The sequence below is a fragment of the uncultured Porphyromonas sp. genome (assembly GCF_938039215.1).
In the GTDB taxonomy this organism is placed as follows: domain Bacteria; phylum Bacteroidota; class Bacteroidia; order Bacteroidales; family Porphyromonadaceae; genus Porphyromonas.
The window spans coordinates 1-25522 of record NZ_CALHVI010000010.1 but is presented as its reverse complement, the minus strand read 5'-3'; the positions used below and the strand labels follow the sequence as shown (position 1 = coordinate 25522).

The following is a 25522-nucleotide window of genomic DNA, read 5'->3' as shown; positions in this document are numbered from 1 at the left end:
AGCACTAAGGACCTATCATTGTACCACCAAGACCCATGTCGTGGGATCCTCATCCTACCGACATGGGTCTCCTTCATAAACCTATGAGTAAATATATCTGGAGTGACGAAGATCTAGCCAAACTAAAACAGCTCATCCTAGAGCAGGACAAGATCGTCATCTTCCCCCACACGGGACCCGATGGAGATGCCCTCGGTAGTACTCTAGCTTGGGCTGGACTCCTACGAACGGCTCACCCCGAGGCTTCGGTGCATGTCATCAGCCCCGATCCCATAGAGAACTACCTCGCTTGGCTCCCTTCCCTTAACGAGCTTGTCATCTTCCCCCAAGAGGAAGAGCGTAGCCTCCAGCTCATCGCAGAGGCAAACCTCATCTTCCATCTAGACCACAATCAGATCAGTCGTCTGCGCTACCCTCGCCTCGTCGAAGCTGCTACCAGCACTCAGGCTCATCGTGTACTCATCGACCATCATCTCGATCCAGAGGAGGGCTTCGATCTAATCTTCAGCTATCCTAATGCCTCTGCCACCAGCGAGCTCATACATGCACTCGCACTGGCTCTCGGCTGGAGATCTGCTATCACCCCCGATCTAGCTACCCTCCTACTCACTGGGATTATCACCGATACGGGGCGCTTCATGTATAGCCATCTCTCCCCCGAGCTCTTCATAGCCACTTCTGATCTACTTGCTCTACATGCGGACTACCCCCACGTGATCGACCGCCTCTCCTACCACAATCCCGAGGTACAGATACGTCTTCAGGGCTATGTCCTAGACCAAAAGCTGGAGCTCTACCCCGAGCTACGAGCCGCCTGCATCACGCTGACCCAAGAGGAGCTCCGTCGCTTCGGGGCATCCAAGGGCGATACCGAAGGGCTGGTCAATATCCCGCTCACGATCGAAGGCATCGACTGCTGTTGCTTCATCCGAGAAGACAAGACCCAGATCAAGCTCTCCTTCCGATCTACGGGAGACTTCCCTGCCAATCGTATCGCCAGCGAAGGCTTCGGAGGTGGTGGACACCTCAACGCCGCAGGTGCTGAGCATCAAGGCACAATAGAAGAGGCCAAAAATATCTATCTTTGCCAGCTAGGGAGATTTAACTCCTCCAAGGAGAGCAAACACTCCTAAGATAAGATAGCCTCATCATCAAGTAGCATACTCCATAATCACAATGAATAGACTCTTCTCTCATCGTATCACCCTCGTCCTCTTGCTACTCATCCCACTACTCGCTCTAGGTAGCTGCAAGAAGAATCGTACCGTCAAGCCCCTCTCACAGCTCAAGAAGGAGCAGCGACGTGCCATAGATCGTCTGATCAAGGAATCCTCATTCAGAATCGTCAACCGAGGTGATGAGACCCTCCCCGAGACTATTGACCCCAATGTCTTCTACAAGCTCTCCAATGGGCTCTACCTCCGTGTCATCGACAAGGGTGGCGCACGCCCCGAGGTCGGTAAGACCGTCGTAGCAGTAGAGATCAAAGGCTACTTCTTCAATGACTCGCAGGCGAAGGGTGCAGAGTTCGACAACATAAGCGAAGCAGGGGTTCGTCCTCTTCTCTTCCGCTATATCTCCCAGTACAGTAGCGATGGGACGGTGCACTACAGCCCGATCCACGATGGAGGACTAAGTACAGCCTACGACAACCTTATCTGTGAAGGTGTAGCCTTCCCTATGTCCCTCCTTGGTAACGGAGCTGTAGTAGAGCTCATCATCCCCTTCGAACTCGGTCCATCACAGAACTATACCGCAGGGAATAGCATCTACGTACAGAGAGCTTCGTACGTCTTCTACGAAAAGCCTAAGCAATAATCCATATATATGACACTCATCAAATCCATCTCAGGCATCCGAGGCACCATAGGGGGGCACGTGTCCGATGGGCTCAATCCCGTCAGCACGGCTCAGTTCACTGCCGCCTATGCTGAGTTTATCAGGAAGCACACGGGGAAGTCACGTCCCCTGATCGTAGTAGGTAGAGATGCCCGTATCTCTGGCATCATGGTCAACCGTATCGTCACAGGCACGCTCATCGGTATGGGCTGCGATGTCATCGATATTGGTCTAGCTACGACACCGACGACTGAGATGGCTGTCACGGGGAAAGAGGCCGATGGAGGGATCATCCTCACGGCGAGCCACAACCCCAAGCAGTGGAATGCGCTGAAGCTACTCAACGGACGAGGAGTGTTCCTCAGCGATGCTGACGGTAAGGAGATCCTCCGTCTAGCAGAGCATCAGGACTTTGACTTCGCTGAGGTCGATGAGATCGGTACGCTCCTGAGCGAAGAGAGCTACCTTGATGATCATATCCAAGCTGTCCTAGCCCTACCCGCAGTCGATGTCGAAGCTATCCGTAGAGCGAACTTCCGTGTAGCCTTCGATAGCGTCAACTCTGTGGGAGGGATCGCTCTCCCTGCACTCTTCAAGGCTTTGGGTGTTGATCATGTCACAGCACTCAATGCAGAGCCTACGGGACACTTCGCACATAACCCCGAGCCTCTACCCGAGCACCTCGTCGATATCTGCTCCGCCATCGGGACGAGCCAAGTAGATGTAGGCTTCGTAGTCGACCCTGATGTAGACCGTCTAGCGATCATCGATGAGCGGGGTACGTTCTTCGGAGAGGAATATACCCTCGTAGCGGTAGCAGACTACCTTCTCTCACTCAATGGCGGAGGGAATACGGTATCAAACCTCAGCTCGACCCGTGCCCTAAGAGATGTGACAGAGCGTCATGGAGGCTCCTACACAGCAGCAGCCGTCGGTGAGGTCAATGTCGTCACTAAGATGAAGGAGACCGGAGCCCTTATCGGAGGAGAAGGGAATGGTGGAGTGATCTACCCTGAGCTTCACTATGGTCGTGATGCCCTCGTAGGCATCGCTCTCTTCCTCTCACTCCTAGCTAAGAGCGGGAAGAAGGTCAGTGAGCTCCGAGCTAGCTACCCAGACTACTACATGAGCAAGCAGCGTGTCGATCTACCAGCAGGTGTCGATACAGAAGCTCTACTCACCCGTCTTGCCCAAGAATATCAAGACAAGGGTACGATCAACCTCATCGATGGGGTGAAGATCGACCTACCTACTCAGTGGGTGCATGTACGCAGAAGTAATACAGAGCCCATCATCCGTATCTACACCGAAGCTCCCTCTACTGAGGAAGCTCAGGCTCTAGCCGACGAATTCAAGGCTACCCTCCTCTCTTATCTCGACTAAGAGATCGAAGCCCAAAGCCCCCATAGGGATGCGAGCTATCAGAAACCAGCTCTCCCCTCTTGAGGCTTTGGGCTCTCTACTTTAGAGATGCCCCCAGCTCTTAGATGGGGCACCGATCTATGGAGCAGTCTCCATACTTACTTGATCATCTTGAGCAAAGGCAGGACTGAAATGACTAGTCCTCAGCTCCACCTACGAGGATCAAGACGCATCATTTCCTACCACAACAAACGGTTTATCATATTCATTGGCACGAAAGAAGAAAGAGCTTCCTCTCCTAGAGAGAGTATCCATCACAGGTCTTGCAAGTGAAGGGAAAGCCCTGACGCATGTCGAGGGCAAGGTCCTCTTTGTACCCTTTGCTGCACCTGGTGACATCTGTGACATCCAGATCACGAAGAAGAAGAACAGCTTCATGGAGGGTAAGATCGCACGTCTCACGACTCCATCCCCCCAGCGCATCACTCCCATCTGCTCCCACTTCACCGTCTGTGGGGGATGTAAGTGGCAGCACCTCCCCTACTCTCTTCAGCTGGAGAGTAAGGCTCAAGTCGTCCGTGATGCCCTAGAGCGCATCGGGAAGGTACCCGTCGGTGAATATCTCCCCATCCTAGGCTCGAAGCAAACGGAGCGCTACCGCAACAAGCTGGAGTTCACCTTCAGTCACAAGCGTTGGCTCTTCCCCGAGGAGATGGATCGTATTCATGCGCTTCCCACACCTCCCTCTGCGAGTGAGCTATCGGGACTTGGGTATCACCTCCCTGGGATGTTCGACAAGGTGCTAGATATCGACATCTGTCATCTGGGCGCTACGATCATGGATGAGATCCGCCTCTTCGTTCGTGACTACTGCCTAGCCCGACCCGAAGCCTATCCTTACTTCGATCTACGTAAGCAGGAGGGGCTCATGCGTACCCTGATGCTACGCACCACCTCCACGGGTGAGACGATGGTCGTAGTAGTCTTCTTCCGTGAGGATGAAGAGGCTCGTACGGCTCTACTTACAGCGATCCAAAAGCGCTTCCCTGAGATCACCTCCCTGCTCTATGTCATCAACGGCAAGTGCAATGATACGATCGGCGACCAAGAGATCCATTGCTTCTATGGGCGAGACTATATCGAGGAGGAGATGGAGGGACTACGCTTCCGTATCGGCCCCAAGTCCTTCTACCAGACCAATAGCCTTCAGGCCTATGAGCTCTACAAGGTAGCTCGGGAGTTCGCCGAACTTACAGGCTCAGAGCGTGTCTATGACCTCTATACGGGGACGGGGACGATCGCCAACTTCGTCGCTCGCCAGTGTAGCTCGGTCGTCGGGATCGAATACGTACCCGAGGCGATCGAAGATGCCCGAATCAATAGCACGGTCAATCAGATCGACAACACGCTCTTCTATGCAGGCGACATGAAGGATATTCTGACCGAAGACTTCATCGCTCAGCACGGAGCACCCGATGTCATCATCACCGACCCGCCTCGTGCAGGGATGCACGAAGATGTCATCACGACGATCCTCAGGGCTGCGCCACGACGTATCGTCTATGTCAGCTGCAATCCTGCGACTCAAGCTCGTGACCTACAGCTCCTGACCGCCTCAGGGATGTATCAGGTGACGAAGTCTCGTGCGGTGGACATGTTCCCCCACACGCATCATATAGAGAACGTAGTACAGCTCGTTCGTCTCTAGCCCCTCACCCTTCATCTACGGCTATCCTATGATCCAAAGATTCCTATCCAGACTTCCTCGTCCGACCCTCTTCTTGGCCTTAGAGATAGCTGTAGCTCTGGGGACTGGCTATCTCCTTAGACTCCGCACTCGGCAGGCCACTGAGCAGGAGCTCGAAGCTCAACGTATGCGCCTACCCGACACCCTTCGTGTCGTGACGCTCTCGGGTGCTACGACCTTCTTCACCTACCGAGATGAGCCCATGGGCTATCAGTATGAGCTCATCCAGCTCTTCGCACGTAGCCGTCGCCTGCCGATGAAGCTCTATGTCACCCACAGCATGGAGGAAGCAGAGGAGATGGTCGAGCGAGGGCGAGTCGATCTCTGTATCACACCCCATGCGGTGACGCACTCTGCTAAGGAGCGCTTCCGCTTCGCTGGACCAGAGAGCCTCTCGGGACTAGTCCTCGTACAGCGTCGAGAGACAGCAGGGGATAGTGTCCCCTATCTGAGGGATGTGACGGGGCTACTTGGTCAGGAGGTGACTGTCCTCTCGGGCTCTCGTGCCGAAGGGCGTATGGAGCGCCTTGAGGAGCAACTTGGGGGTAAGATCCGCCTGCGAGTCATCGACGCAGATACGGTCAATACCGAGGACCTCATCGCTCAAGTTGCCTCCCGAGAGATCAACTATACCATCGCTGACGAAGACCTAGCTAAGCTCACCAAGACCTACTATCCAGGGATCGACATCTCGCTGGAAGTGGGCTTTGCCCAGCGACTACGCTGGTTCACCTCCTCGGAGGCTATTGGGCTAGCTGAAGCGCTAGACCAATGGGCTAAAGACATCCCAGAGGATGAGAGCTTCCGCCAGATCTATAAGCGCTACTTTGAGCTCAGCAAGGTGGCACCCGAAGAGGAGCTACCAGCCCCCTCTCCTAAACAAGGACGCTCAGAGCGAGGACGTGGGAAGCAACCTTCCTCCCCCACAGAGTCCCCAGCCACCCACACCCATGGAAGCTTCCCCCAAGGGAGCTACGGGATCTCATCCTTCGACAAACTCTTCGAGCGAGAAGCGCAGCGTATCGGTTGGCCTTGGCAGGTACTCGCCTCCATCGCTTATCAAGAGTCAAACTTCCGTCCAGAGGTCGTCGGCTGGTCTGGGGCAAGAGGGCTCATGGGCATCATGCCTCGCACGGGTAAGATCTATGGGGCGAACACCAAACAGCTCCTCGACCCTGCTGTATCGGTACGTGTCGCCGTAGACTGTCTCCGCTCCATCGATGCGCTCTTCATCAACCAGATCACCAATCGAGAGGAGCGCATCAAGGTCACCCTTGCCGCCTACAACGCTGGTCCTGCACACCTACAAGATGCCATACGTCTAGCTCAGAAGTACGGCTATGCCTCTGACAAATGGGAAGGAGGTATCGAGACCGCTCTCCGACTCAAGAGCGAAGCTAAGTACTACAATGATCCCGTCTGCCGTGCTGGTTACCTCAGAGGCAAGGGCGTAGCAGGCTATGTCCAGCAGGTCATAGCACGCTACCACAACTACCAGAGCCGAAGCAACTAGTAGCTCCACACACATACCACCTCTACGAGACAGCACTGCTATCTCTAGCTCCACAGGCCCTATGAAGAAATACCTCCGACACCTTGGCTTAGCCCTTAGCCTCTCGGCTTATCTTGGACTAAGCGCCCAGCAAGCACCATCCACCTTTTACGTAGATCTCGTCAGTCCGCTTGTCGGCACGCAGAGTGACTTCACCCTAAGCTCGGGGAATACCTACCCCATCATCTCCCGCCCCTGGGGGATGAATAGCTGGACCCCTCAGACGGGCAAGATGGGGGATGGCTGGCAGTATAGCTATCAAGCGACGAAGATCCGAGGCTTCAAGCAGACCCACCAGCCTAGCCCTTGGATCAACGACTATGGGCAGTTCTCCCTCCTCCCCCAAACGGGGAAGAAGCCCCTCTTCGATGAAGAGAAGCGAGCCTCATGGTTCAGCCACAAGGCCGAAGAGGCACGACCCTATGCCTATGAAGTCTATCTAGCGGACTACGACACACGTGTACGCTTCGCCCCGACGGAGCGTGCTGCAGTCTTCGAGGTCGAGTTCTCTAAGCAAGCGTCTGCTGAGGAGCGATGGATCCTCATCGATGCCTTTGATTCGGGCTCGGAGCTCCAGCAGAAGGATCCCCATACCCTCGTAGGCATCAGTCGTAAGAATAGTGGAGGTGTGCCTCGAGGCTTCGCCAATTACTTCGTCGTACGCTTCACCCAGCCTATCCGCTCGGTGCTCCGAGAGCAAAGGACAGGCAAGGGAGGGAGACATGCCCTCCTAGCTGTCAATCTCAGCGAGAGCAAGGAGCCCACGACGACCTTCTACATCGCCTCTTCATTCATCAGTCCCGAGCAGGCGATGACCAACCTTCAGGAAGTCAATCATCGCTCCTATGCCGAGGTACGAGCCGAGGGGAGAGCCGTGTGGGAGAAGGAGCTGAGTCGCATCTCTGTCACCGACTCCGAGGAGCGCATGAAGACCTTCTACAGCTGTCTCTATCGCTCTCTGCTCTTCCCTCGTCGCTTCTATGAGATCAGCCCCAAGGGCGAGGTACTCCACTACAGCCCCTACAGCGGGGAGGTACGTGCAGGCTATCTCTATACGGACACGGGCTATTGGGATACCTTCCGTGCCCTCATGCCCCTCATCCACCTCGTCTATCCTGAGGAGGGAGCGAAGATGGCAGAAGGGCTGATGAATGCTTATCGGGAAAGTGGCTTCTTCCCCGAATGGGCAAGCCCTGGACACCGTGACTGCATGGTGGGGAACAATTCGGCCTCCGTCATCACCGATGCTTATCTCAAGGGGCTGGGGAAGATCGATCCCAAGGAACTCATCCAAGCCCTCCTCCATGGAGCGAACAATGAGCATCCGACGATCCGCTCCACAGGTAGACTCGGCTACAAGTACTACAATGCTCTGGGCTACATCCCCTCAGATGTCGGGATCAATGAGCATGCTGCACGCAGCCTCGAATATGCCTATGACGACTGGTGCATCCTCCAAGCCCTGAAGAAGGCTGGAGCAAGAGAAGCTGACCTAGCTCTCTATCGCCAGCGAGCACTCAACTATCAGAAACTCTACGACCCCAGCCTAGGCTGGATGCGTGGGCGCAAGAAGGATGGGAGCTTCCAGAGCCCCTTCTCGGTCTTCAAGTGGGGGGATGCCTTCACCGAAGGTAATTCGCTACACTACAGTTGGTCCGTCTTCCATGATATCCAAGGGCTCATCGACCTGATGGGGGGAGACAAGACCTTCACTCAGAAGCTAGATAGCATCTTCACGCTCCCTCCCGTCTTCGATGATAGCTACTACGGCTTCGTCATCCATGAGATCCGAGAGATGCAGATCATGGATATGGGCAACTATGCCCACGGCAATCAGCCCATCCAGCACATGATCTACCTCTATAACTATGCTGCAGAGCCGTGGAAGACCCAGCACTGGGTACGTCGAGTTATGGATAAGCTCTACTCGGATCGTCCTGATGGCTACTGTGGTGACGAGGACAATGGGCAGACCTCTGCTTGGTATGTCTTCTCTGCTCTGGGCTTCTACCCCGTCACCCCAGCTCTGGGACAATATGCCATCGGCACGCCCTACTTCCGTGAGGTACGGCTACGACTCTCCGAGGGGCGAGAGCTTCTCATTAAGGCCTCCGAAACGAAGCATCCCTATATCCAATCGCTTCATTTCAATGGCAAGAGCTGGGATAAAACCTATCTTGACTACACGGAGCTACTAAAGGGGGGGACGCTCTCCTTCAAGCTCGGAGACCAGCCCTCACGCTGGGGGACACAGCGTGACGCTCGACCCTACTCCTTCTCCCAAGCCTTGAGTCAGTAGGACTACCCATTCATGGGTCCCTCGAGGGCCCCATTCATAGGTGACAAAGGCGACCCATGCATGGGTCGCCTTTGTCACCTATGAATGGGGTCTATTTTTATGCCATGGGAGCCCCCTACAGAGGAGTATAAACTTACGGAAGGTATAGGTATAGCGGATCAGTCCACCAGCTCTGGGGGAAAGGCCACCAGATAGACACGCTTCGTAGCTCGGGTAAGGGCGGTATAGATCCAGCGCACCATATTCCTATCCTCGGGGAGGTACCCGACTAGGCTAAGGTCAACGAAGACACAAGACCACTGCCCCCCTTGCGCCTTGTGGGCTGTGACCGCATAACCATACTTGACCTCAAGTGCCCCCCAGAAGGGATCTCGGCGGATCGCCCGTCTGCGGTCGGTGAGCGAAGGGATGTCTGCGTAGTCGGCTGCTATCTGCTCGAAGAGCTGCTGACGCTGCTCCTGCGTGCGCTGTGGTGTGGGCTCCTCAAGGCAGGAGAGCAGGAGACGCACCTCCAGCTCTTCATCCCGATCAGGTAGGTAGATCGTAGCATCTGCGAAGTGGAGCCCATACTCATAATAGTGTCGCCCAAGTCGCTGCACCTCGATCGTCTCCCCATTGGCGATGAAGTCGGAGTGATCTCGTCGCTTGGTATAGTGATAGTTGTTGCGGGCTACGATGAGTCGCTCCCCACGTACTACCGCCTCCTCTTCGTAGTAGAGGACAGCAGATCGGATGGCATGGTTGCACTCCAGTGCCTTCTTGTTGGAGGGGCAGATGACTAGGCACTCCTCCATCCCATAGCGCCGATAGGCCTCATCTATGGTATTGATAAACTCGCCAGGATCTACGGCGAAGATCCCACGCCATCCTTCGGTCTCAAGATGGATCGGGAGAAGCTCCTCGGGATCAAGGTCGGCTGAGTCCTCGAGGAGTTCACGGAGTTGGGTCGCATTGTGTAGGATGCCTCCCTTCTTCTGACGCACGACCTCACGTAGCTCCGTGCCATAGACCCCGAGCCCGTAGCGAGAGGTGAGCACCTCGGCATTTAGGGCATCACTCAGCGGAGTCCCTACGGGAGGGAGCTGAGCGGTATCCCCTACGAGGATCAGCTTACTCTCATCTGCTGACCACACATAGGCAAGGAGATCATCCAGGAGATTGCCCGAACCAAAAGGGGTTACTTCTCCCGTATCGCCCGAGATCATCGATGCTTCGTCCACGATGAAGAGTGTAGGTCGCCCTCCCGAAGCTCGCCCTAGCTGGAAGCTCCCGCCCTCCTCCTGCAGCTGAGTCGAAGCCCTATATATAGTACGATGGATGGTCGAAGCCTGACGACCCGTCGCTCCCGTAAGCACCTTAGCAGCTCGCCCCGTAGAGGCCATGAGCTCTACATGTAGTCCCGCCTTGGTAGCCGCCTCCGTGATGGAGCGAAGGAGGTAGGTCTTCCCCGTACCTGCATAGCCAGTAAGGAGATAGAGGGCATAGGGTGAGGGCTCTTCGAGGTAATCAAGGAGGCTAAGGAGGGCTTCCCGCTGGTCACTCGTGAGGGTCTCTTGAGGGAGTGCACGGAGGTTGCTGATGAGGGCGGTATACGGCATGTAATAATAATTTCTATCTTTGTCCATGTGAAGTTACTGATTTTAGCCTGTATAGAGATGTACTCTCGGAGCTTCACCATAAGACACGTCTAACTGCAAAATACTACATAGATCAACGATGAAAAAAGTTATCCTCGCATTAGTAGCCTTGGCCGTAGTGGCACTTGCCTACATCACGATCCAGAGCGTGCTGGCACCAGTAACCTTCGACAAGAAGCAGAAGAAGATTGAGGCAGAGCTCCAGAAGCAGCTCAAGAAGATCGCAAGCCTTGAAGAAGCCTACAAGAGCGTCTACGACAAGTACGCCAACAAGGAGGAGCTGATCGACTTCGTACAGAATGGTCGTGTATTCTACATCCGTGCAGAGGGCGACTACACCAGCGCCATGCGTGATCAAGGACTGAGCGAAGAAGATGCAGCTCGTCGTGGTCTGATCCGTCGTGACACCATCTGGGTCGCTGCTAAGGATACCCTCCTCAACGATGGGACCGACCTGGCTAAGCTCTTCATCATCCCCAACAACCCCGACTCCTCTATTCAGGTAGTAGCTAGCTCGATCGAGCAGGAAGTTGGTGAGACGAAGATCCAGATGCCCGTCTTCCAGGCTTCTGCTTCCTACGAAAGCTACCTCAATCCTCTGAACAACCCACGTCGTGTCCGTGAGAAGGTCGAAGCTGCTCGTGCTAAGACCAACGCTTACCCTGGCCTTCGTGTGGGTTCGCTCACCGAAGCTAAGACGAACGGTAACTGGGAGTAATGGCTCCATCTATCCCACTCACTGCAGCTACGGCTGCATCCTACAGCTTGTCCATCCGAACGCTTTCGGGTGGACTTGCTTTTTGTATCTACAGCGAGGGACCTTCGCCCCACATCCTTCGCCAAGGTCTACTAGAAGCCTCAGCTGGAAGTTCGTCGGTCTATGCGATGCTGCAGGAGCTCTACTATGAGCATGAATTCCTCAGCTACCCCTTCCGCCGTGTCACCCTCTACTATGAGCCCGAGGAGGCAACGCTTGCACCTTCGGAACTCCTCCTAGACGGTCAGGACGAACTCTGGATCTCCCCCCACTCGGAGGAGCATCAGAGTAACTCATCGGGCGCTCCAGCCAAGAGCTACCAACGCTATGCCCTACCCGATGAGACGAAGACCTTCGTCCTCTCGTGGTCGAGGGAGGCCCTCCAGTTCCTCCGCCGCACACTCCTGATCATCGAGCCTCTTCCCTACTTTGCTCCCACCCTAGAGGAGCGTAGAGATAGGGGGCGATCGGAGCATGGTCGTGAGCTCCTCCTACTCCTACGTGAGGGGGCGATCGATCTCTTCCTCCTCTCCGAGGGCGAACTTCTAGGCTACAACAGCTTCGCTATCGTATCAAGTCACGAGGCTAAGGTCCTGGCAGGCGAAGCGGTCTTCTACGCCTTCAGCTTCTGGCGACACTTTGCCCTCGAGGGAAGTGCTGATCGGGTCACCATCGGCTATCCCGAGGAAGGGAGGGAGGCATCGACTCGTCTCCTCAAGGCAGCAGCCCATGAAACGGGAGAGCTCCTCTCGCCCTACATCGCCCAGATCACCCAGCTTAGCTATCGGAGCCTTCCTCAGGCTCCCGAAGTTCCCAACCCCACAGCAGTCTAGAGCCCATGCGTATCATTGGTGGTAAGTACAAGCGTCGTCGCTTCGATGTCCCGAAGAGCTTCAATGCTCGCCCGACGACGGACTTTGCTAAGGAGAACCTCTTCAATGTCCTCCAGCACTACATTGACCTAGAGGACTGCTCGGCGCTGGACCTCTTCAGCGGAACGGGAAGTATCGCCGTGGAGCTCCTCTCTCGTGGCTGTCAGCGAGTGCTCGCCCTAGAGCAGCGAAGGGAGCATGCACTCTTCATCCGCTCCGTAGCTCGTGAGCTCAAGGAGGAGCAGAGTCTACAGGTACTGCAGGCAGATGTCTTTCGCTACCTTACCTCCTCCAAGGGGGGGAAGCCGCTTTTTGACTTCATCTTCGCCGATCCTCCCTACAAGCTCAAGGAGATCGCAGAGCTTCCCGAGCTCATCCTCTCCTCTGGGTTACTGAAGGAGGAGGGTGTCCTCGTCGTAGAGCATCCTGCTAACTATGACTTCTCCGAGCTTCCCTACTTCAGCGAGCACCGCATCTACGGGTCGGTGAACTTCTCGATCTTCGTGCTCAGCGACGCAAGCGAGGAGAACGAAGAAGAGTAACCCCACGAACGAAGATGGGTGCTACCTACCTTGACCCAGCCGAGGAGCGGAAGCTCTTAGAGCTCCTTGCTCTACGGTCCGTAGGCATAGCTCCCCGCAAGCTCTTGGAGCTCTTTGCCCCTAGAGAGGAGCATCCGCTCGAGCTTCCCTTAGGGCTTCCGACGGGCTTAGACTGCTACAGCGACGAGATAGAGCGAGCCCTTCCTCAGGCAGAGGAAGAGCTCGCTCTTTGTCGTCAAGCGGGGATCAGCATCCTCCCCTTCTTCTCCCCCTCCTACCCGAAGGCTCTCGAGACACTCGGACGCTCTCGCCCCGTCCTCCTCTATGCTCTGGGCAGGCTTGAGCTCCTTGACACTGCCGAACGCATCACCATCGTGGGGACACGTAGCCCCAGCCCCGAGGGAGAAAGGGCGGCCTATAAGCTAGCTTACCAGCGAGCGACAAAGGGCGAGACGATCATCAGTGGTCTGGCCCTAGGCTGTGATGCAGCGGCTCACCGAGGAGCCCTAGAGGCTGGGGGCAGGACGATCGCCGTCCTTGCTACGGGGCTTGACAAGGTGCATCCCGAGGCACATCGTGCGCTCCAAGCCGAGCTCGTGGATCAAGGCGGTCTTCTCCTATCCGAATATCCTCTGGGCACTCCCGTGAGCAAGCAGCGCTTGATCGCCCGTGACCGCCTGCAAGCTGCCCTCGGAGCGACCCTTCTCGTCATCGAATGCGGGGCAAAGAGTGGCACGATGCATACCGTCCGCTTCGCCGAGCGATGCCACCGTCCGATCTACGCACTCCCACCACAAAGCGACCACCTTCCCTCGCAAGAAGGGAATAGATTGCTCCTCCGCTCAGGCCGTGCTACCCCCTGGGAAGAGCGCGGTATATAGGCAGGGAAATTTCCGTATATGCGAAAATAAATTTCTGCATATGCGAAAAAAAATTTCCGTATATACGGAAAAATATTTCTGCATATACGGAAATTTTCCTCCGCATATACGCCGATAAACTTTCGCATATACGCTGCGAAATCGCCTTATATATTCGTACATTCCTCTGAGGCAACAGCACCTCCCCAAAGAAGCTGAGGAGCTTCCCCCAAAAGCCCTTTTCTCCCCCCTTCGAAGCATAGTCATCCTGAGCCTTTTAGACAAAAAGAGCGCTCCCCGCATCCAGCTTGGAGAGCCGAATGCGGGGAGCGCCGATGAAAGAATGTAGCGGGAGCTATGCCTTCGCTTAAGCTTCGATAGCAGCGATACCTGGGAGCTTCTTGCCCTCGATCGCTTCGAGGAGAGCACCACCACCCGTGGAGACGTAGGAGACCTTGTCTGCGTAGCCGAACTTGTTCACACAAGCTACGCTGTCACCACCACCGACGAGGGAGAAGGCTCCATTAGCCGTAGCTTCGGCAATAGCTTCGGCGACAGCACGAGAGCCATCGGCGAAGTTGTCCATCTCGAAGACACCCGTAGGACCATTCCAGAGGATCGTCTTAGAGCCAAGGATCACCTCACGATAAGCACGGATGCTGTCGGGGCCAATGTCCATACCGATCCAGCCCGCAGGGATGTTATCGTTCTGAGCGAAGTCGGTCTTAGCATCGTTGCTGAAGGCATCGGCGATCTTCGAGTCGGTAGAGAGCACGAGGTTCACACCATTGGCCTTAGCCTTAGCTACGATCTCACGAGCTAGGTCGAGCTTATCATCTTCGCAGAGGGAGTTACCGATGTTGCCACCAGCAGCCTTAGCGAAGGTATAAGTCATAGCACCGGTGAGGATGAGGTTGTCTACCTTACCGAGGAGGTTCTCGATGATATCGATCTTCGAGGAGACCTTAGACCCACCCATGATAGCAGTGAAGGGGCGACGGATATCCTGCATGACCTTGTTCACAGCATCGACTTCCTTACCCATGAGGTAGCCAAAGAGCTTGTGATCTGCATCGAAGTAAGCAGCGATGAGTGCCGTAGAAGCGTGCGCACGGTGAGCCGTACCGAAGGCATCATTGACGTAGACATCAGCTAGAGCAGCAAGCTTCTTCGTGAATTCCTTCTGGCTCTCCTTGACTGCCTTCTTAGCTGCAGCCTTCTCTTCTTCGGAAGCATCCTCAGCTAGACCACGGGGCTTACCTTCCTCTTCTGCGTAGAAGCGGAGGTTCTCCAGCAGGAGAGCTTCCCCTGGCTTGAGGCTCTGAGCGAGCTCACGAGCTTCGTCACCGATGCAGTCGGGAGCGAACTTCACCTCTACACCCAGCAGCTGGGATACGTGTGCGAGGATATGGCGAAGGGAGAACTTGTCTTCGACCTTCTTAGGGCGACCTAGGTGCGAACCGATGATGACCGAGCCCCCATCGGCAAGGATCTTCTTCAGGGTAGGCAGTGCTGCGCGGATACGCGTGTCATCGGTGATATGGAAGTCTGCATCGAGGGGGACATTGAAGTCCACACGAACGAAAGCCTTCTTACCAGCGAAATTGAACTGATCAATCGTCATAGTACTGAGTAATCTTAGCTGTTTAATACATTACCTGTGAATTGCATACAAAAGTACGTAATAATGAGCACTTATCAGCATTTTGCAGCATTTTGTCCAAGTAAGCCCCCCGATGGAGACGAATCCCTATGCTACACTACGAAGAGCCCGATAGCGGGGCAGAAGAGATAGCCATCCACAGAGGGCATTTTCACAGGCCTAGCACAAGGCAAAAAAACGACCTACCGTAGGTCGTCTTCAAAACCTACGGTAGGTCGCCTTACCGATCCACGGTAGGTCGTCGATGCGACCTACCGTAGGTCACCTAGACGGTGTCCCTGAGGTGCTCCTATCCGCCAGTCAGAAGCCTTGAAGGAAAGCCCATATTCGCCTAGATCTCTAGGTGTGCGACTCGCCCGCATCGAGGCAGGTGACCAAGCCCTGCTCCGAAAAGTTTAAGTACTTTTGCTGGGGCTAATTGCATCTCCAGAGTAGAGCGGAGCACCCTCCGCCACGAAAGCAGCACTGAGGATGCTAGCTCTAGGCTACGGGGGAGCGACTGATTTTAAGCCCTTTACAGAAGTACCCAAAGAAGAATTATACAGGTATCTTAGGCTAATCTTGCCCAACCTATACATTATATAATAGGAGGTGGTTACCGACTGAGACATCCTCCTCATCATTTCGATCAAAGAAGAAGTAGTTAAGACTTAGTGGACTATTTACACCGCACTCATAGTGCCCTCATCATGCAGGGGAAGCCAGGTCTGCAGCGAGCACTCATGGAGGAAATTGACTGGAACGATCGCATCATCGGGATCCGAGGATCTCGAGGGGTCGGCAAGACTACTTTCCTCTTAGACTATGCCCGTCGCTACTACGCTCCGAATGCACCCGAATGCCTCTACATCAACCTGAACCAATTCAGCTTCACGGTCACTCGTCTAGCTGACTTCGCAGGAGAGTTTGTGCGACAAGGGGGACGTACGCTCCTCTTGGATCAAGTCTTCAAGTACCCGAACTGGATGGCGGAGTTCAAGGAGTGCTACCACAAGTACCCTGAGCTTCGCATCGTCTTCACCGCCTCGGCCGTGATGAACCTAGAGGAGGAGGATCCCGAACTTGCCTCCCTCGCCTCGATCTATCACCTAGCTGGCTTCTCGCTCCGAGAGTTCATGCAGCTGGACAATGGCTTGATACTGCCCGCCCTCTCACTCGAGGACATCATGGAGCATACGGATGAAGTCCTTGGCGACATCTTCTCTTCGATCAATCCCGTCCTATGGATGGATCGCTATCTAGAGTACGGCTACTACCCCTTCCACCTAGAGCCTCGGCTCTATTCGGAGAACCTCCTCAAGACGCTCAACATGACACTTGAGGTAGACCTCCTCTTCATCAAGCAGCTCGAGCAGCGCCTCCTGCATAAGCTCCGTAAGCTCATCTTCATCCTTGCCCAGCGACCAGCCCTACAGATGCTCAATGTCTCACAGCTCTCTTCGGAGATAGAGACCTCTCGAAGCACTGTGATGAACTATATCCGCTATCTCTCCGACGCTCGTGTCCTGCGCTCTATCTACCGAGCCGAAGACACCGAATCGGGTAAGCCTGCGATCGCCTACTTAGGTAATCCCAACCTCTACCATCTCCTTGGTCAAGAGGCCTGCGATCGATCTGAGCTCCTGAGGACCTTTGTCTTCAACCAGCTCAGCAAGGGGCATGATGCCCGCCTGAGCACTCGCTCATCACTTGCGCTCTTTGAGATCGACGGGAAGTACCCCGTACAGATCGAGGAAGAGCTCACTGGCCGCTACCGTAGCGACCGCTATTACATCCTTGAGCAGGGCGATCTCTCCCGCGAAAAGACCGTCCCTGTCTGGCTCTTCGGCTTCCTATACTAAGGATAGCCTCTAACTCTTCAATTATTACCCCCACCTCAAGTAATTCTCATGGCGACAAGAATAGAGTCCCCAACATCCCAAGCTGGTAGTGCAAGCCTTAACGGAGCAGTCCTCCGTGGTGTGGCTATCTCTGCTATTGCGCTCCATAATTACTGCCACTGGCTCAAAGGTGCTGTCCTAGAGAATGAGTTCAACTACTCTCAGAAGCATGCAGATGCAGCCCTACGCTACCTAAGCCATCCAGATGGCTACCTACCGATGCAGTTCTTTTCTTTTCTTGGGCACTATGGGGTTGTACTCTTCGTTTTCCTCAGCGCCTATGGGCTTGAGAAGAAATATGGGCAGAGCTCTAGCAAGGTCCCCGCTCTACCCTTTATCTGGAATCACTATCTGAAGCTTCTATCCATGCTTCTGGTTGGGTATATCGGATTTATCCTGCTCAACTTGAGGATCTACATGTTTGATTTTTCTTGGGGCTTTATCTTGGATGCGCTAAGCCAAATCACTATGGTGAGCAATATCACTAGTGACATATTTAGTCCCCAGTTCCTAGGTCCATACTGGTACTTTGGTCTCACATTACAGCTCTATGTCCTATATCGCCTTCTACTGTTTAGGAAGCCCTGGGCTATATGTGTAGGCTTCATGTTACTGAGCTGGCTCGTCCAGACAGTATGTGATCCTATGGGACAGACCCTATACTATCTCAAGATCAATAGCCTTGGGCATATCTTCACCTTTGGCCTAGGCATACTCTACGCTCGTTATGGGCGAGAACTCTCCAAGAGCAACTATACTGTGATCTGCGTGATCTCTGCCTTGCTTATCTGGTTCACGGGGCTGTGGTTCCAATCTTGGCTATGGACCCCACTTTTCGTCTGTGTGTTTGGACTGTCGCTTATAAAGCTGTTCCCAGCTTGGCTCAGCAAACCTTTTGCTTGGATCGGGGGAATATCAGCAGCTCTCTTCGTCAGTCACCCCCTTGTGCGAAAGGTCTGCATGAATCTCAATGACAAGTATGACCTAGGGGCATACACAGGACTTCTTATATATATCATCTCCGCACTAGTGGTCGCTGTCATCTTCCAGAAGATCATCGACAAGGTGAGCCCCTACATCATGAAGTTCTCAAAGCACTAGCATGCACCACCCAAGCTAAGGAATCTGACTAGGGTGCCCCGATAGACGTGAAATTATGTACCTTTGAGTGTGTAGCGGGGAAACCATAGGTTTGCTCCCTCACCTAACAACTCACGAACAAGACACAAGCAAGCGATATGGACATCAACGAAGAACGCCTACACCACCCAGAGAACGATCCTGCTTATCTAGGACTGAAGGTCAATCAAGGAGTGGGGGCTCAGCCCATGGTCAATCCCAACCTGAGACGCATAGCACGTCGCAACTATACGGTAGACGAATTCGTCGAAGGGATCCTCCGCTCCGATATCACCTGCTTGAGCCAGGCAGTCACGCTCGTAGAGAGTAATCGTCCCGACCATCAAGCCATCGCCCAGCAGATCATCGAGCGCTGCCTCCCTTACTCAGGGAAGTCCATGCGTGTAGGTATCACGGGGGTACCAGGCGCGGGTAAGAGCACATCAATCGACACCTTCGGGATGCACCTCGTCAAGCAAGGAAGACGACTAGCCGTCTTGGCCATCGACCCTAGTAGCGAACGCTCTGGTGGGAGTATCCTCGGGGATAAAACCCGTATGGAGCAGCTCTCTAGAGAGAAGAGTGCCTTCATTCGTCCTAGTCCTACGGCAGGCTCTCTCGGTGGAGTAGCACGCAAGACCAGAGAGACGATTATTCTCTGCGAAGCTGCAGGCTTTGATACGATCTTTGTCGAGACCGTAGGGGTCGGACAGAGCGAAACAGCCGTGCATTCGATGGTCGACTTCTTCCTACTCATCCAGCTTGCAGGGACTGGAGATGAACTTCAGGGTATCAAACGTGGGATCATGGAGATGGCCGATGCGATCGTCATCAACAAGGCGGATGGAGACAACATTGACAAGGCTAATCTAGCAGCCTCTCACTTCCGCAATGCCCTCCACCTATTCCCCCCTACAGAGTCCGGCTGGCGACCCAAAGTGCTGACTTACTCGGGCTTCTATGGGCTTGGCATCAAGGAGATCTGGGATATGATCGACGAGTACCGACACTTCGCCCTTGACTCTGGTTACTTCGAGGAGAAGCGACAGCGTCAGACAAAGTGGTGGATGTATGAGAGCATCAACGAAGCTCTGAAGAACTCCTTCTACCAAAACCCTGAAGTACAGGCCCTCCGCCCAATCATCGAGGGAGAGATCCTCTCAGACAAGCTCTCCTCCTTCGTCGGGGCTCAGCGTCTGCTTGACTCATACTTCAAGGCGATCACTGATAAGAAATAGATACGCTCCCAGATAAACTTAGAGCCCCCTATAGCACAGTGCTGTAGGGGGCTCTTTCTCCTTGTATATTCAAAGATTTACCGTATATTTGCAGGGCAAAAGAATGATATTCATACAATTAAAATATTTCATCAACTATGACGAAAGCAGAAGTGGTGAGCGACATCGCCAAGACCACAGGGGTCGATAAGGAGACCACTTTAGCTGTGGTAGAGGCGTTCATGGAGTCTGTCAAGGACTCTCTAGTCCGAGGGGAAAACGTCTATCTGCGTGGCTTCGGGAGCTTCATCATCAAGGAGCGTGCGGAGAAGACAGCTCGTAACATCTCTAAGAAGACTACGATCATCATCCCCAAGCGCCGCATCCCTGCCTTCAAGCCCTCTAAGCTCTTCGCTTCGAAGGTCAAGTAGTGGACAAGAACTATAGTAAGTAATCATATAATCAACAAGCAGCTATGCCAAGCGGAAAGAAAAGAAAGCGCCATAAGATGGCTACGCACAAGCGTAAGAAAAGACTCAAGAAGAATCGACATAAGAAGAAGTAATGTCAACATGCACTAAGGGGTAAGGGCGGTTCACAAGACAGGCACCTTGCCCCTTGCATGCTTTTTATGCGCCCTTCATATTTACTCCATTATCAACGAATCGCTAAGTGAACAGTGAACTCATCGTCGATGTCTCTGCCAAAGAGATCTCGATGGCTCTACTCGAAGACCAACGACTAGTAGAGCTTCAGCGTGAGCGTCGAGACTTGGCCTTCGCCGTCGGAGATATTTACCTCGGACGAGTCAAGAAGGTCATGCCTGGTCTCAACGCTGCATTCGTCGATGTAGGATATAAGAAGGATGCTTTTCTTCACTACCTAGATCTGGGGATGATCTACCAGGCTCAGCAGCGCTTCCTAGAGCAGATCGAGAAGACTAAAGCTGTCCCAGCCCTCAGTAAAATCCCTACCTTCCCAGACCTACCCAAGGACGGGAAGATCGCAGACTACCTCAAAGCAGGACAGAACGTCCTCGTACAAGTCGTCAAGGAGCCGATCTCAACTAAAGGTCCACGCCTCTCCGCTGAGATCTCCATCGCAGGACGAAACCTCGTCCTCGTACCCTTCTCCGACAAAGTCTCCGTAAGCGTCAAGATCGAATCGCACGAGGAGCGAGCTCGCCTCAAGCAGCTCATCCTCAGCATGAAGCCCAAGAACTTCAGCGTCATCGTCCGCACTTCTGCCGAAGGGAAGCGAGCCTCGGAGCTCGACCAAGAACTCAGCAGACTACTTCGTCGCTGGGAAGAGAGCGTACAGAAGCTCCCCAAGATCACGAAGGCTCCTCGTATCGTATATGAAGAGTCTAGTCGAGCTCTTGGGATCCTAAGAGACACATTCAACCCCTCCTTCCAGAGTATCTATGTCAATGACAAGGCATACTATGAGGAGATCAAGGAATATGTCCAGCAGATAGCTCCCGGCAGAGAAGATGTCGTCCGTCTCTACACAGGAAATATTCCCATCTTCGATGAGAAGAACGTCACCAAGCAGATCAAGGCTTCCTTCGGGAGGACTGTCACTTGTAAGAGTGGTGCCTACCTGATCATCGAGCAAACCGAAGCCATGTACGTCGTCGACGTAAACAGCGGGAATAGATCACGTAAGAGCACCGAACAAGAAGGCACCGCCATTGATGTCAACCTCATAGCAGCAGAAGAGCTAGCTCGTCAGCTACGCCTCAGAGATATGGGGGGGATCATCGTCGTGGACTTCATCGACATGCATGACCAGAAGAATCGTCAGCTCCTCTATGAGCATATGGTCAAGCTAATGGAAGGCGATCGTACGCGACACAATATCTTACCGCTAAGTAAGTTCGGAGTGATGCAGATCACCCGCCAGCGTGTACGTCCTGCGACTCAGATCAATACAGATGAGACTTGTCCCACATGTCTAGGCACGGGGAAGATGAAGTCTTCCATCCTCTTTACGGATCAGCTAGAAGAAAAGCTACGCGACCTAGTCCAGCGACTAGGTATTTCCTACATCAATGTCCACGTACACCCCTACGTGGCAGCCTACCTCACTAAGGGTCTCTTGCTATCTATTGCTCGCCGCTGGAAGCTACAGATAGCACGTGGGATCCGTGTGACACCTAATCAGAGCCTCGGCTTCCTCGACTACAAGTTCGTAGACAAGGAAGGCAACGAACTCGAGGCCCTAGAAGAATAAGCTTAAGACAAAGCCCATAGATGATAGCTCTCTCCTCAATCTTGATGAGCGTCATCTACGGGCTTTGTATCTTCCTCTGAGAGCTAGATCTACCCTATGACCTCCTATCCGTCCAAGCTTGTAGAGCGTGCCGTGGAGCAGCTCTCTACCCTACCGGGGGTAGGGCGCAAGACTGCTCTGCGCTTAGCCCTGCATCTGCTCGCTCGGCCTCAGATAGACACACATACCTTTGCCCATGCTCTGGTAGAGATGCGTGATGGCATCGTCTACTGTAAGCAGTGCCACAATATCAGTGACACAGAGCTATGCCCTATATGTTCCAACCCGAAGCGTGATGCCTCCATCGTCTGTGTCGTACAGCATGTGGGAGATGTACTCGCTATTGAGAATACAGGACAATATCGAGGAGTCTATCATGTACTAGGGGGGGTCATCTCTCCTATTGATGGCATCGGTCCAGAAGATCTCAAGATCACGGAGCTCGTAGAGCGAGTGAAGTCTGGAGCTGTGCAAGAGGTTATCTTAGCTCTGGGGGCTACAATGGAAGGAGATACCACCAACTTCTTCATCTATCGTAGCCTCTCTGGGCTAGATGTACGTCTCTCCGTCATCGCACGAGGTGTTGCCATCGGTGATGAGATCGAGTATGCCGATGAGGTCACGCTCGGTCGATCTATCCTCACCCGCACGGACTTTGATCAGTCCTTGAACTTCTAATCCCATGCAGACTCCTATCATTGGCTTTACCGGTCAGCAAGTTTGCCTCAGAGCTCTGGGGCAAGAGGATCTTCCGCTCCTACATCGCTGGGAGAATGATCCCGAAGGTTGGCTATCCAATGGTACGATCAACCCGCTCTCCAAGGACTTCATCCAGAGCTATATCTCTGCCTCTACACATCATATACTCGAGACAGGTAACATGAGCCTCATCATTGAGAAACTGGGCAGCAAGGAGTCTGTTGGTCATCTGGAGCTCTATAACTACTCCCCGATCCATCGTCGCATCGCCGTAGGTGTCTATGTAGACAGCCTTCATCGAAGACATGGGTTTGGCTCCGAAGCGATTAGTCTTGCTATACGCTATGCATTTGAGAAGCTTCGTTGTGACCAAGTCTATGCAGAGGTACTAGCCTACAATAGCCATTCGCAGCAGATGCTCTCTTCTCTTGGCTTCTGCCATACAGCCACCCTGCCTCGCTGGCATTGGTGGGACTCCAGATATGAGGATCTATACTACTATCAGAAATGGAACGAATAGCCGAGCAGATACAACAGCTACGGGAAGAGATCGAGGCACATAACTATGCCTACTATATCCTCTCCTCCCCCACGATCTCAGACTATGACTTCGACCAGTTGCTCAAAAAGCTAGAGCAACTAGAACAAGAACATCCAGATCTGATCACTTCGGATTCCCCAACACAACGTGTAGGAAAGGATCGTACGGAAGGCTTTGCACAAGTGGCACACCGCTACCCGATGCTCTCACTAGCTAATACCTATAGCTACGATGAGGTAAGGGAGTTCTACCAGAGAGTAGCCAAGGATCTTGGGCATGAAGGCTTCACGATCGTCGCCGAGCTGAAGTATGACGGGCTATCTATTTCGCTCCTCTACGAGCAAGGACGACTCACCAGAGCTGTTACCCGTGGCGATGGGCAGATGGGCGATGATGTCACGGCTAATGTCCGTACAATACGCTCCATCCCGCTTCGGCTGCGTGGGGATGACTATCCCGAGGAGCTAGAAGTACGGGGAGAAATTCTCCTCCCCTTCGAGGAATTTGATCGCCTCAATGCTGAGCGTCATCGGGCTGCACTACCCCTCTTTGCTAACCCTAGAAATGCCGCAAGTGGGACACTTAAGCAGCTTGATCCTTCGATCGTAGCGGAGCGTCATCTAGATGCCTTCCTCTACTATGTACCAGGGCAAACTCAGATGCCTGACAGTCACTATGATCGGCTCCAGCTATGCAAAAGCTGGGGTCTAAAGGTATCCGATGCCATCAAGCGCTGTCATTCTCTAGAGGAGGTCTTTGCCTTCTTGGAGTACTGGGATACGGCTCGCCATGAAGCTCCGGTAGCGACAGATGGTGTTGTCCTCAAGGTGGACTCAATCAGGGAGCAAGAAGAGCTGGGCTATACAGCTAAGACTCCACGCTGGGCCATCGCCTACAAATTCCAAGCAGAGCAAGCCAAGACGACACTACGCTCCGTAGACTTCCAAGTCGGAAGAACGGGAGCTGTTACCCCTGTGGCTAACCTTGATGCAGTGGCACTCTCTGGGACAACTGTGCGCCGAGCATCCCTGCATAATGCAGACTTCATTGAGTCCCTCGACCTTCATCTCCTCGACCAAGTCTTCGTCGAGAAGGGAGGGGAGATTATCCCCAAGATCGTAGGTGTAGCTAAAGAAGAGCGACCTCAGGAGACGATGCCCGTCACCTTCCCTACCCACTGTCCCGCTTGCGGATCAGCACTTCATCGAAGTGAGGGCGAAGCCGCCTATTACTGCACCAATGCAGCGAGCTGTCCCCCTCAGCAAACGGCTCGTCTTGAGCACTTCTGTGGACGCAAAGCTGCTGATATTCGCTTGGGATCCGAGACTATTGAGCTCCTCTTCTCCCGAGGGCTCGTTCATAATATCGCAGACCTCTACCGGCTCCAAGTAGAAGATCTTCTGACTCTCCCAGGCTTCAAGGAGCGTAGTGCCACCAAGCTCTACGAAAGCATCCAAGCCTCAAAAGAGCGTCCCTTCCGAGCCCTGCTCTTCGGGCTCGGCATCCGCTTTGTGGGAGAGACTGTAGCTAAGACGCTTGTTCAGCGCTATGCTGACATTGATTTGCTTGGGCGAGCTAGCCTAGAAGAACTGACGAGCATCCCAGACATAGGAGAAGTGATCGCTCAGAGTATCCTAGACTACTTCGCTACAGAAGCCAATCGTCAACTACTCTCTGATCTACAAGCCCTCGGTCTTCCGCTAAAGCGCTTGCCAGAAGAAGAGCCTCGCCCCGTAAATGAGCACGCTGCCATCGCAGGGAAGACATTTGTCATTAGTGGGGTTTTCGACCAGCACTCTAGAGAAGAGTACAAGACTCTCATCGAATCCCTCGGTGGGAAGGTGGGGTCCTCGATATCCAGCAAGACAAGCTATGTCTTAGCCGGAGAAAACATGGGACCCAGCAAGCTTGCTAAGGCTACCGACTTGGGTATCCAGATCCTCTCCGAAGCTGACTTCCTCGCCCTTATCGGCGAGGGCGAAGTAGCTTCACTGCCCTCAGTACCTACGAGCCTCTTCCCCGATGAAGAAGCTATTTCTTAACCTTCACTTGCACATTCCAGTTCTCGACTACACCATCAGTTATCAGTAATGGACATTATCTTCCTCTGTATTCTGGGCTTCTTACTCATCTTGGCCTGCTTTGACCTAGTCTCTGGGGTGAGTAATGATGCTGTCAACTTCCTGAACTCCGCTATCGGTGCTAAGGTAGCGCCCTTCAAGGTCATCCTCGGTGTTGCAGCCGTAGGGATCTTCCTCGGTGCATCACTGAGCAATGGGATGATGGATGTTGCCCGCAATGGGATCTACAATCCCGCCTACTTCACCTTCCAAGAGGTGATGACGATCTGTCTCACAGCTGTCGTCACGGACATCATCCTGATCAACATCTTCAACACCTTAGGTCTCCCCACCTCTACGACGGTCTCGATGGTCTTCGAGCTCCTAGGGGCAGCCTTCTGTATGTCGATGCTCAAGAGCTTCCATGACCCTAGTCTCAACATGCTGGAGATGCTCAATACCTCCAAGGCACTTCAGGTCATCATCGCTATCTTCCTCTCCGTAGCCATTGCCTTCTTCTTTGGCTCGGTAGTGCAGTGGGTCGCCCGAGTACTCTTCTCCTTCAACTACAAGAAGACCCTCCCCTACCTAGCAGGGCTCTT

Annotated in this window: 21 protein-coding genes; 19 read left to right on the top strand and 2 right to left on the bottom strand. The window is 53.7% G+C overall.

Annotation, left to right across the window (positions count from 1 at the left end):
* The first annotated feature begins 83 nt into the window (after positions 1 to 83).
* From Q0336_RS01250 to Q0336_RS01225, 6 genes are all read left to right on the top strand, one after another.
* Positions 84 to 1133 (top strand): bifunctional oligoribonuclease/PAP phosphatase NrnA, encoded by a 1050-nt coding sequence (locus Q0336_RS01250; protein WP_298524613.1) that lies wholly within the window; start codon positions 84 to 86, stop codon positions 1131 to 1133.
* A gap of 43 nt (positions 1134 to 1176) precedes the next feature.
* The gene (locus tag Q0336_RS01245; RefSeq protein ID WP_298524610.1) at positions 1177 to 1818 is read left to right on the top strand and encodes a DUF4827 family protein; all 642 of its coding nucleotides are present in this window, start codon (positions 1177 to 1179) and stop codon (positions 1816 to 1818) included.
* A gap of 9 nt (positions 1819 to 1827) precedes the next feature.
* Positions 1828 to 3222, top strand: a complete 1395-nt coding sequence (gene glmM / locus Q0336_RS01240; RefSeq protein WP_298524607.1) for a phosphoglucosamine mutase — start codon at positions 1828 to 1830, stop codon at positions 3220 to 3222.
* Between the two features lie 247 nt (positions 3223 to 3469).
* Entirely contained in the window at positions 3470 to 4909 is a 1440-nt protein-coding gene (rlmD, locus tag Q0336_RS01235; protein ID WP_298524605.1) for a 23S rRNA (uracil(1939)-C(5))-methyltransferase RlmD, read from the top strand.
* A 28-nt stretch (positions 4910 to 4937) separates the two neighbouring features.
* Positions 4938 to 6461 (top strand): transglycosylase SLT domain-containing protein, encoded by a 1524-nt coding sequence (locus Q0336_RS01230; protein WP_298524602.1) that lies wholly within the window; start codon positions 4938 to 4940, stop codon positions 6459 to 6461.
* A gap of 61 nt (positions 6462 to 6522) precedes the next feature.
* Positions 6523 to 8799: a GH92 family glycosyl hydrolase gene (locus tag Q0336_RS01225; protein ID WP_298524599.1), complete on the top strand. Its 2277-nt coding sequence runs from the start codon at positions 6523 to 6525 to the stop codon at positions 8797 to 8799.
* Between the two features lie 158 nt (positions 8800 to 8957).
* Here Q0336_RS01225 and Q0336_RS01220 read toward each other — a convergent pair whose 3' ends face one another.
* The gene (locus Q0336_RS01220) at positions 8958 to 10424 is read right to left on the bottom strand and encodes an AAA family ATPase (RefSeq protein ID WP_298524596.1); all 1467 of its coding nucleotides are present in this window, start codon (positions 10422 to 10424) and stop codon (positions 8958 to 8960) included.
* 91 nt (positions 10425 to 10515) lie between these two features.
* Here Q0336_RS01220 and Q0336_RS01215 point away from each other — a divergent pair, with 91 nt between their 5' ends.
* Genes Q0336_RS01215 through Q0336_RS01200 form a run of 4 tightly spaced genes read left to right on the top strand, consistent with a single transcriptional unit; the run spans position 10516 to position 13488 of the window.
* The gene (locus Q0336_RS01215; protein ID WP_298524594.1) at positions 10516 to 11154 is read left to right on the top strand and encodes a hypothetical protein; all 639 of its coding nucleotides are present in this window, start codon (positions 10516 to 10518) and stop codon (positions 11152 to 11154) included.
* Entirely contained in the window at positions 11154 to 12026 is an 873-nt protein-coding gene (locus Q0336_RS01210; protein WP_298524591.1) for a DUF3822 family protein, read from the top strand. The genes Q0336_RS01215 and Q0336_RS01210 overlap by 1 nt, the downstream gene beginning before the upstream one ends.
* A gap of 5 nt (positions 12027 to 12031) precedes the next feature.
* Positions 12032 to 12607: a 16S rRNA (guanine(966)-N(2))-methyltransferase RsmD gene (gene rsmD / locus Q0336_RS01205; RefSeq protein ID WP_298524588.1), complete on the top strand. Its 576-nt coding sequence runs from the start codon at positions 12032 to 12034 to the stop codon at positions 12605 to 12607.
* 14 nt (positions 12608 to 12621) lie between these two features.
* Positions 12622 to 13488: a DNA-processing protein DprA gene (locus tag Q0336_RS01200; protein ID WP_298524586.1), complete on the top strand. Its 867-nt coding sequence runs from the start codon at positions 12622 to 12624 to the stop codon at positions 13486 to 13488.
* 346 nt (positions 13489 to 13834) lie between these two features.
* Here Q0336_RS01200 and Q0336_RS01195 read toward each other — a convergent pair whose 3' ends face one another.
* Positions 13835 to 15091, bottom strand: coding sequence for a phosphoglycerate kinase (locus tag Q0336_RS01195; RefSeq protein ID WP_298524584.1), 1257 nt, complete (start codon positions 15089 to 15091; stop codon positions 13835 to 13837).
* Positions 15092 to 15783: 692 nt separating this feature from the next.
* On the opposite strand from Q0336_RS01195, the gene Q0336_RS01190 reads away from it, so the two are divergent.
* The 9 genes from Q0336_RS01190 to Q0336_RS01150 all read left to right on the top strand — a co-directional run.
* Entirely contained in the window at positions 15784 to 16971 is a 1188-nt protein-coding gene (locus Q0336_RS01190) for an AAA family ATPase (RefSeq protein ID WP_298524581.1), read from the top strand.
* Between the two features lie 48 nt (positions 16972 to 17019).
* Positions 17020 to 18111, top strand: coding sequence for an acyltransferase family protein (locus Q0336_RS01185; RefSeq protein ID WP_298524578.1), 1092 nt, complete (start codon positions 17020 to 17022; stop codon positions 18109 to 18111).
* A 137-nt stretch (positions 18112 to 18248) separates the two neighbouring features.
* Entirely contained in the window at positions 18249 to 19367 is a 1119-nt protein-coding gene (gene meaB, locus Q0336_RS01180; protein ID WP_298524576.1) for a methylmalonyl Co-A mutase-associated GTPase MeaB, read from the top strand.
* A gap of 137 nt (positions 19368 to 19504) precedes the next feature.
* The gene (locus tag Q0336_RS01175) at positions 19505 to 19777 is read left to right on the top strand and encodes an HU family DNA-binding protein (RefSeq protein WP_296957565.1); all 273 of its coding nucleotides are present in this window, start codon (positions 19505 to 19507) and stop codon (positions 19775 to 19777) included.
* A gap of 241 nt (positions 19778 to 20018) precedes the next feature.
* On the top strand, positions 20019 to 21581 hold the full coding sequence (locus Q0336_RS01170) for an Rne/Rng family ribonuclease (protein WP_298524573.1): 1563 nt from the start codon (positions 20019 to 20021) through the stop codon (positions 21579 to 21581).
* A gap of 96 nt (positions 21582 to 21677) precedes the next feature.
* Positions 21678 to 22298, top strand: a complete 621-nt coding sequence (gene recR, locus Q0336_RS01165) for a recombination mediator RecR (RefSeq protein ID WP_298524570.1) — start codon at positions 21678 to 21680, stop codon at positions 22296 to 22298.
* Between the two features lie 4 nt (positions 22299 to 22302).
* Positions 22303 to 22839: a GNAT family N-acetyltransferase gene (locus tag Q0336_RS01160; protein ID WP_298524567.1), complete on the top strand. Its 537-nt coding sequence runs from the start codon at positions 22303 to 22305 to the stop codon at positions 22837 to 22839.
* The gene (gene ligA, locus Q0336_RS01155; protein WP_298524564.1) at positions 22827 to 24902 is read left to right on the top strand and encodes an NAD-dependent DNA ligase LigA; all 2076 of its coding nucleotides are present in this window, start codon (positions 22827 to 22829) and stop codon (positions 24900 to 24902) included. The genes Q0336_RS01160 and ligA overlap by 13 nt, the downstream gene beginning before the upstream one ends.
* A 48-nt stretch (positions 24903 to 24950) precedes the next feature.
* The coding region (locus Q0336_RS01150) for an inorganic phosphate transporter (protein ID WP_298524561.1) at positions 24951 to 25522 on the top strand (572 nt) is incomplete at its 3' end.

Bases quoted from the DNA above. Each gene is read 5' to 3' on its own strand.
- recR (WP_298524570.1), top strand. From the start codon at position 21,678: ATGACCTCCTATCCGTCCAAGCTTGTAGAGCGTGCCGTGGAGCAGCTC.
- Q0336_RS01160 (WP_298524567.1), top strand. From the start codon at position 22,303: ATGCAGACTCCTATCATTGGCTTTACCGGTCAGCAAGTTTGCCTCAGA.
- Q0336_RS01195 (WP_298524584.1), bottom strand. From the start codon at position 15,091: ATGACGATTGATCAGTTCAATTTCGCTGGTAAGAAGGCTTTCGTTCGT.
- rsmD (WP_298524588.1), top strand. From the start codon at position 12,032: ATGCGTATCATTGGTGGTAAGTACAAGCGTCGTCGCTTCGATGTCCCG.
- Q0336_RS01185 (WP_298524578.1), top strand. From the start codon at position 17,020: ATGGCGACAAGAATAGAGTCCCCAACATCCCAAGCTGGTAGTGCAAGC.
- Q0336_RS01215 (WP_298524594.1), top strand. From the start codon at position 10,516: ATGAAAAAAGTTATCCTCGCATTAGTAGCCTTGGCCGTAGTGGCACTT.
- Q0336_RS01175 (WP_296957565.1), top strand. From the start codon at position 19,505: ATGACGAAAGCAGAAGTGGTGAGCGACATCGCCAAGACCACAGGGGTC.
- Q0336_RS01230 (WP_298524602.1), top strand. From the start codon at position 4,938: ATGATCCAAAGATTCCTATCCAGACTTCCTCGTCCGACCCTCTTCTTG.
- Q0336_RS01245 (WP_298524610.1), top strand. From the start codon at position 1,177: ATGAATAGACTCTTCTCTCATCGTATCACCCTCGTCCTCTTGCTACTC.
- meaB (WP_298524576.1), top strand. From the start codon at position 18,249: ATGGACATCAACGAAGAACGCCTACACCACCCAGAGAACGATCCTGCT.
- ligA (WP_298524564.1), top strand. From the start codon at position 22,827: ATGGAACGAATAGCCGAGCAGATACAACAGCTACGGGAAGAGATCGAG.
- Q0336_RS01200 (WP_298524586.1), top strand. From the start codon at position 12,622: ATGGGTGCTACCTACCTTGACCCAGCCGAGGAGCGGAAGCTCTTAGAG.
- Q0336_RS01225 (WP_298524599.1), top strand. From the start codon at position 6,523: ATGAAGAAATACCTCCGACACCTTGGCTTAGCCCTTAGCCTCTCGGCT.
- Q0336_RS01250 (WP_298524613.1), top strand. From the start codon at position 84: ATGAGTAAATATATCTGGAGTGACGAAGATCTAGCCAAACTAAAACAG.
- glmM (WP_298524607.1), top strand. From the start codon at position 1,828: ATGACACTCATCAAATCCATCTCAGGCATCCGAGGCACCATAGGGGGG.
- Q0336_RS01210 (WP_298524591.1), top strand. From the start codon at position 11,154: ATGGCTCCATCTATCCCACTCACTGCAGCTACGGCTGCATCCTACAGC.
- Q0336_RS01220 (WP_298524596.1), bottom strand. From the start codon at position 10,424: ATGGACAAAGATAGAAATTATTATTACATGCCGTATACCGCCCTCATC.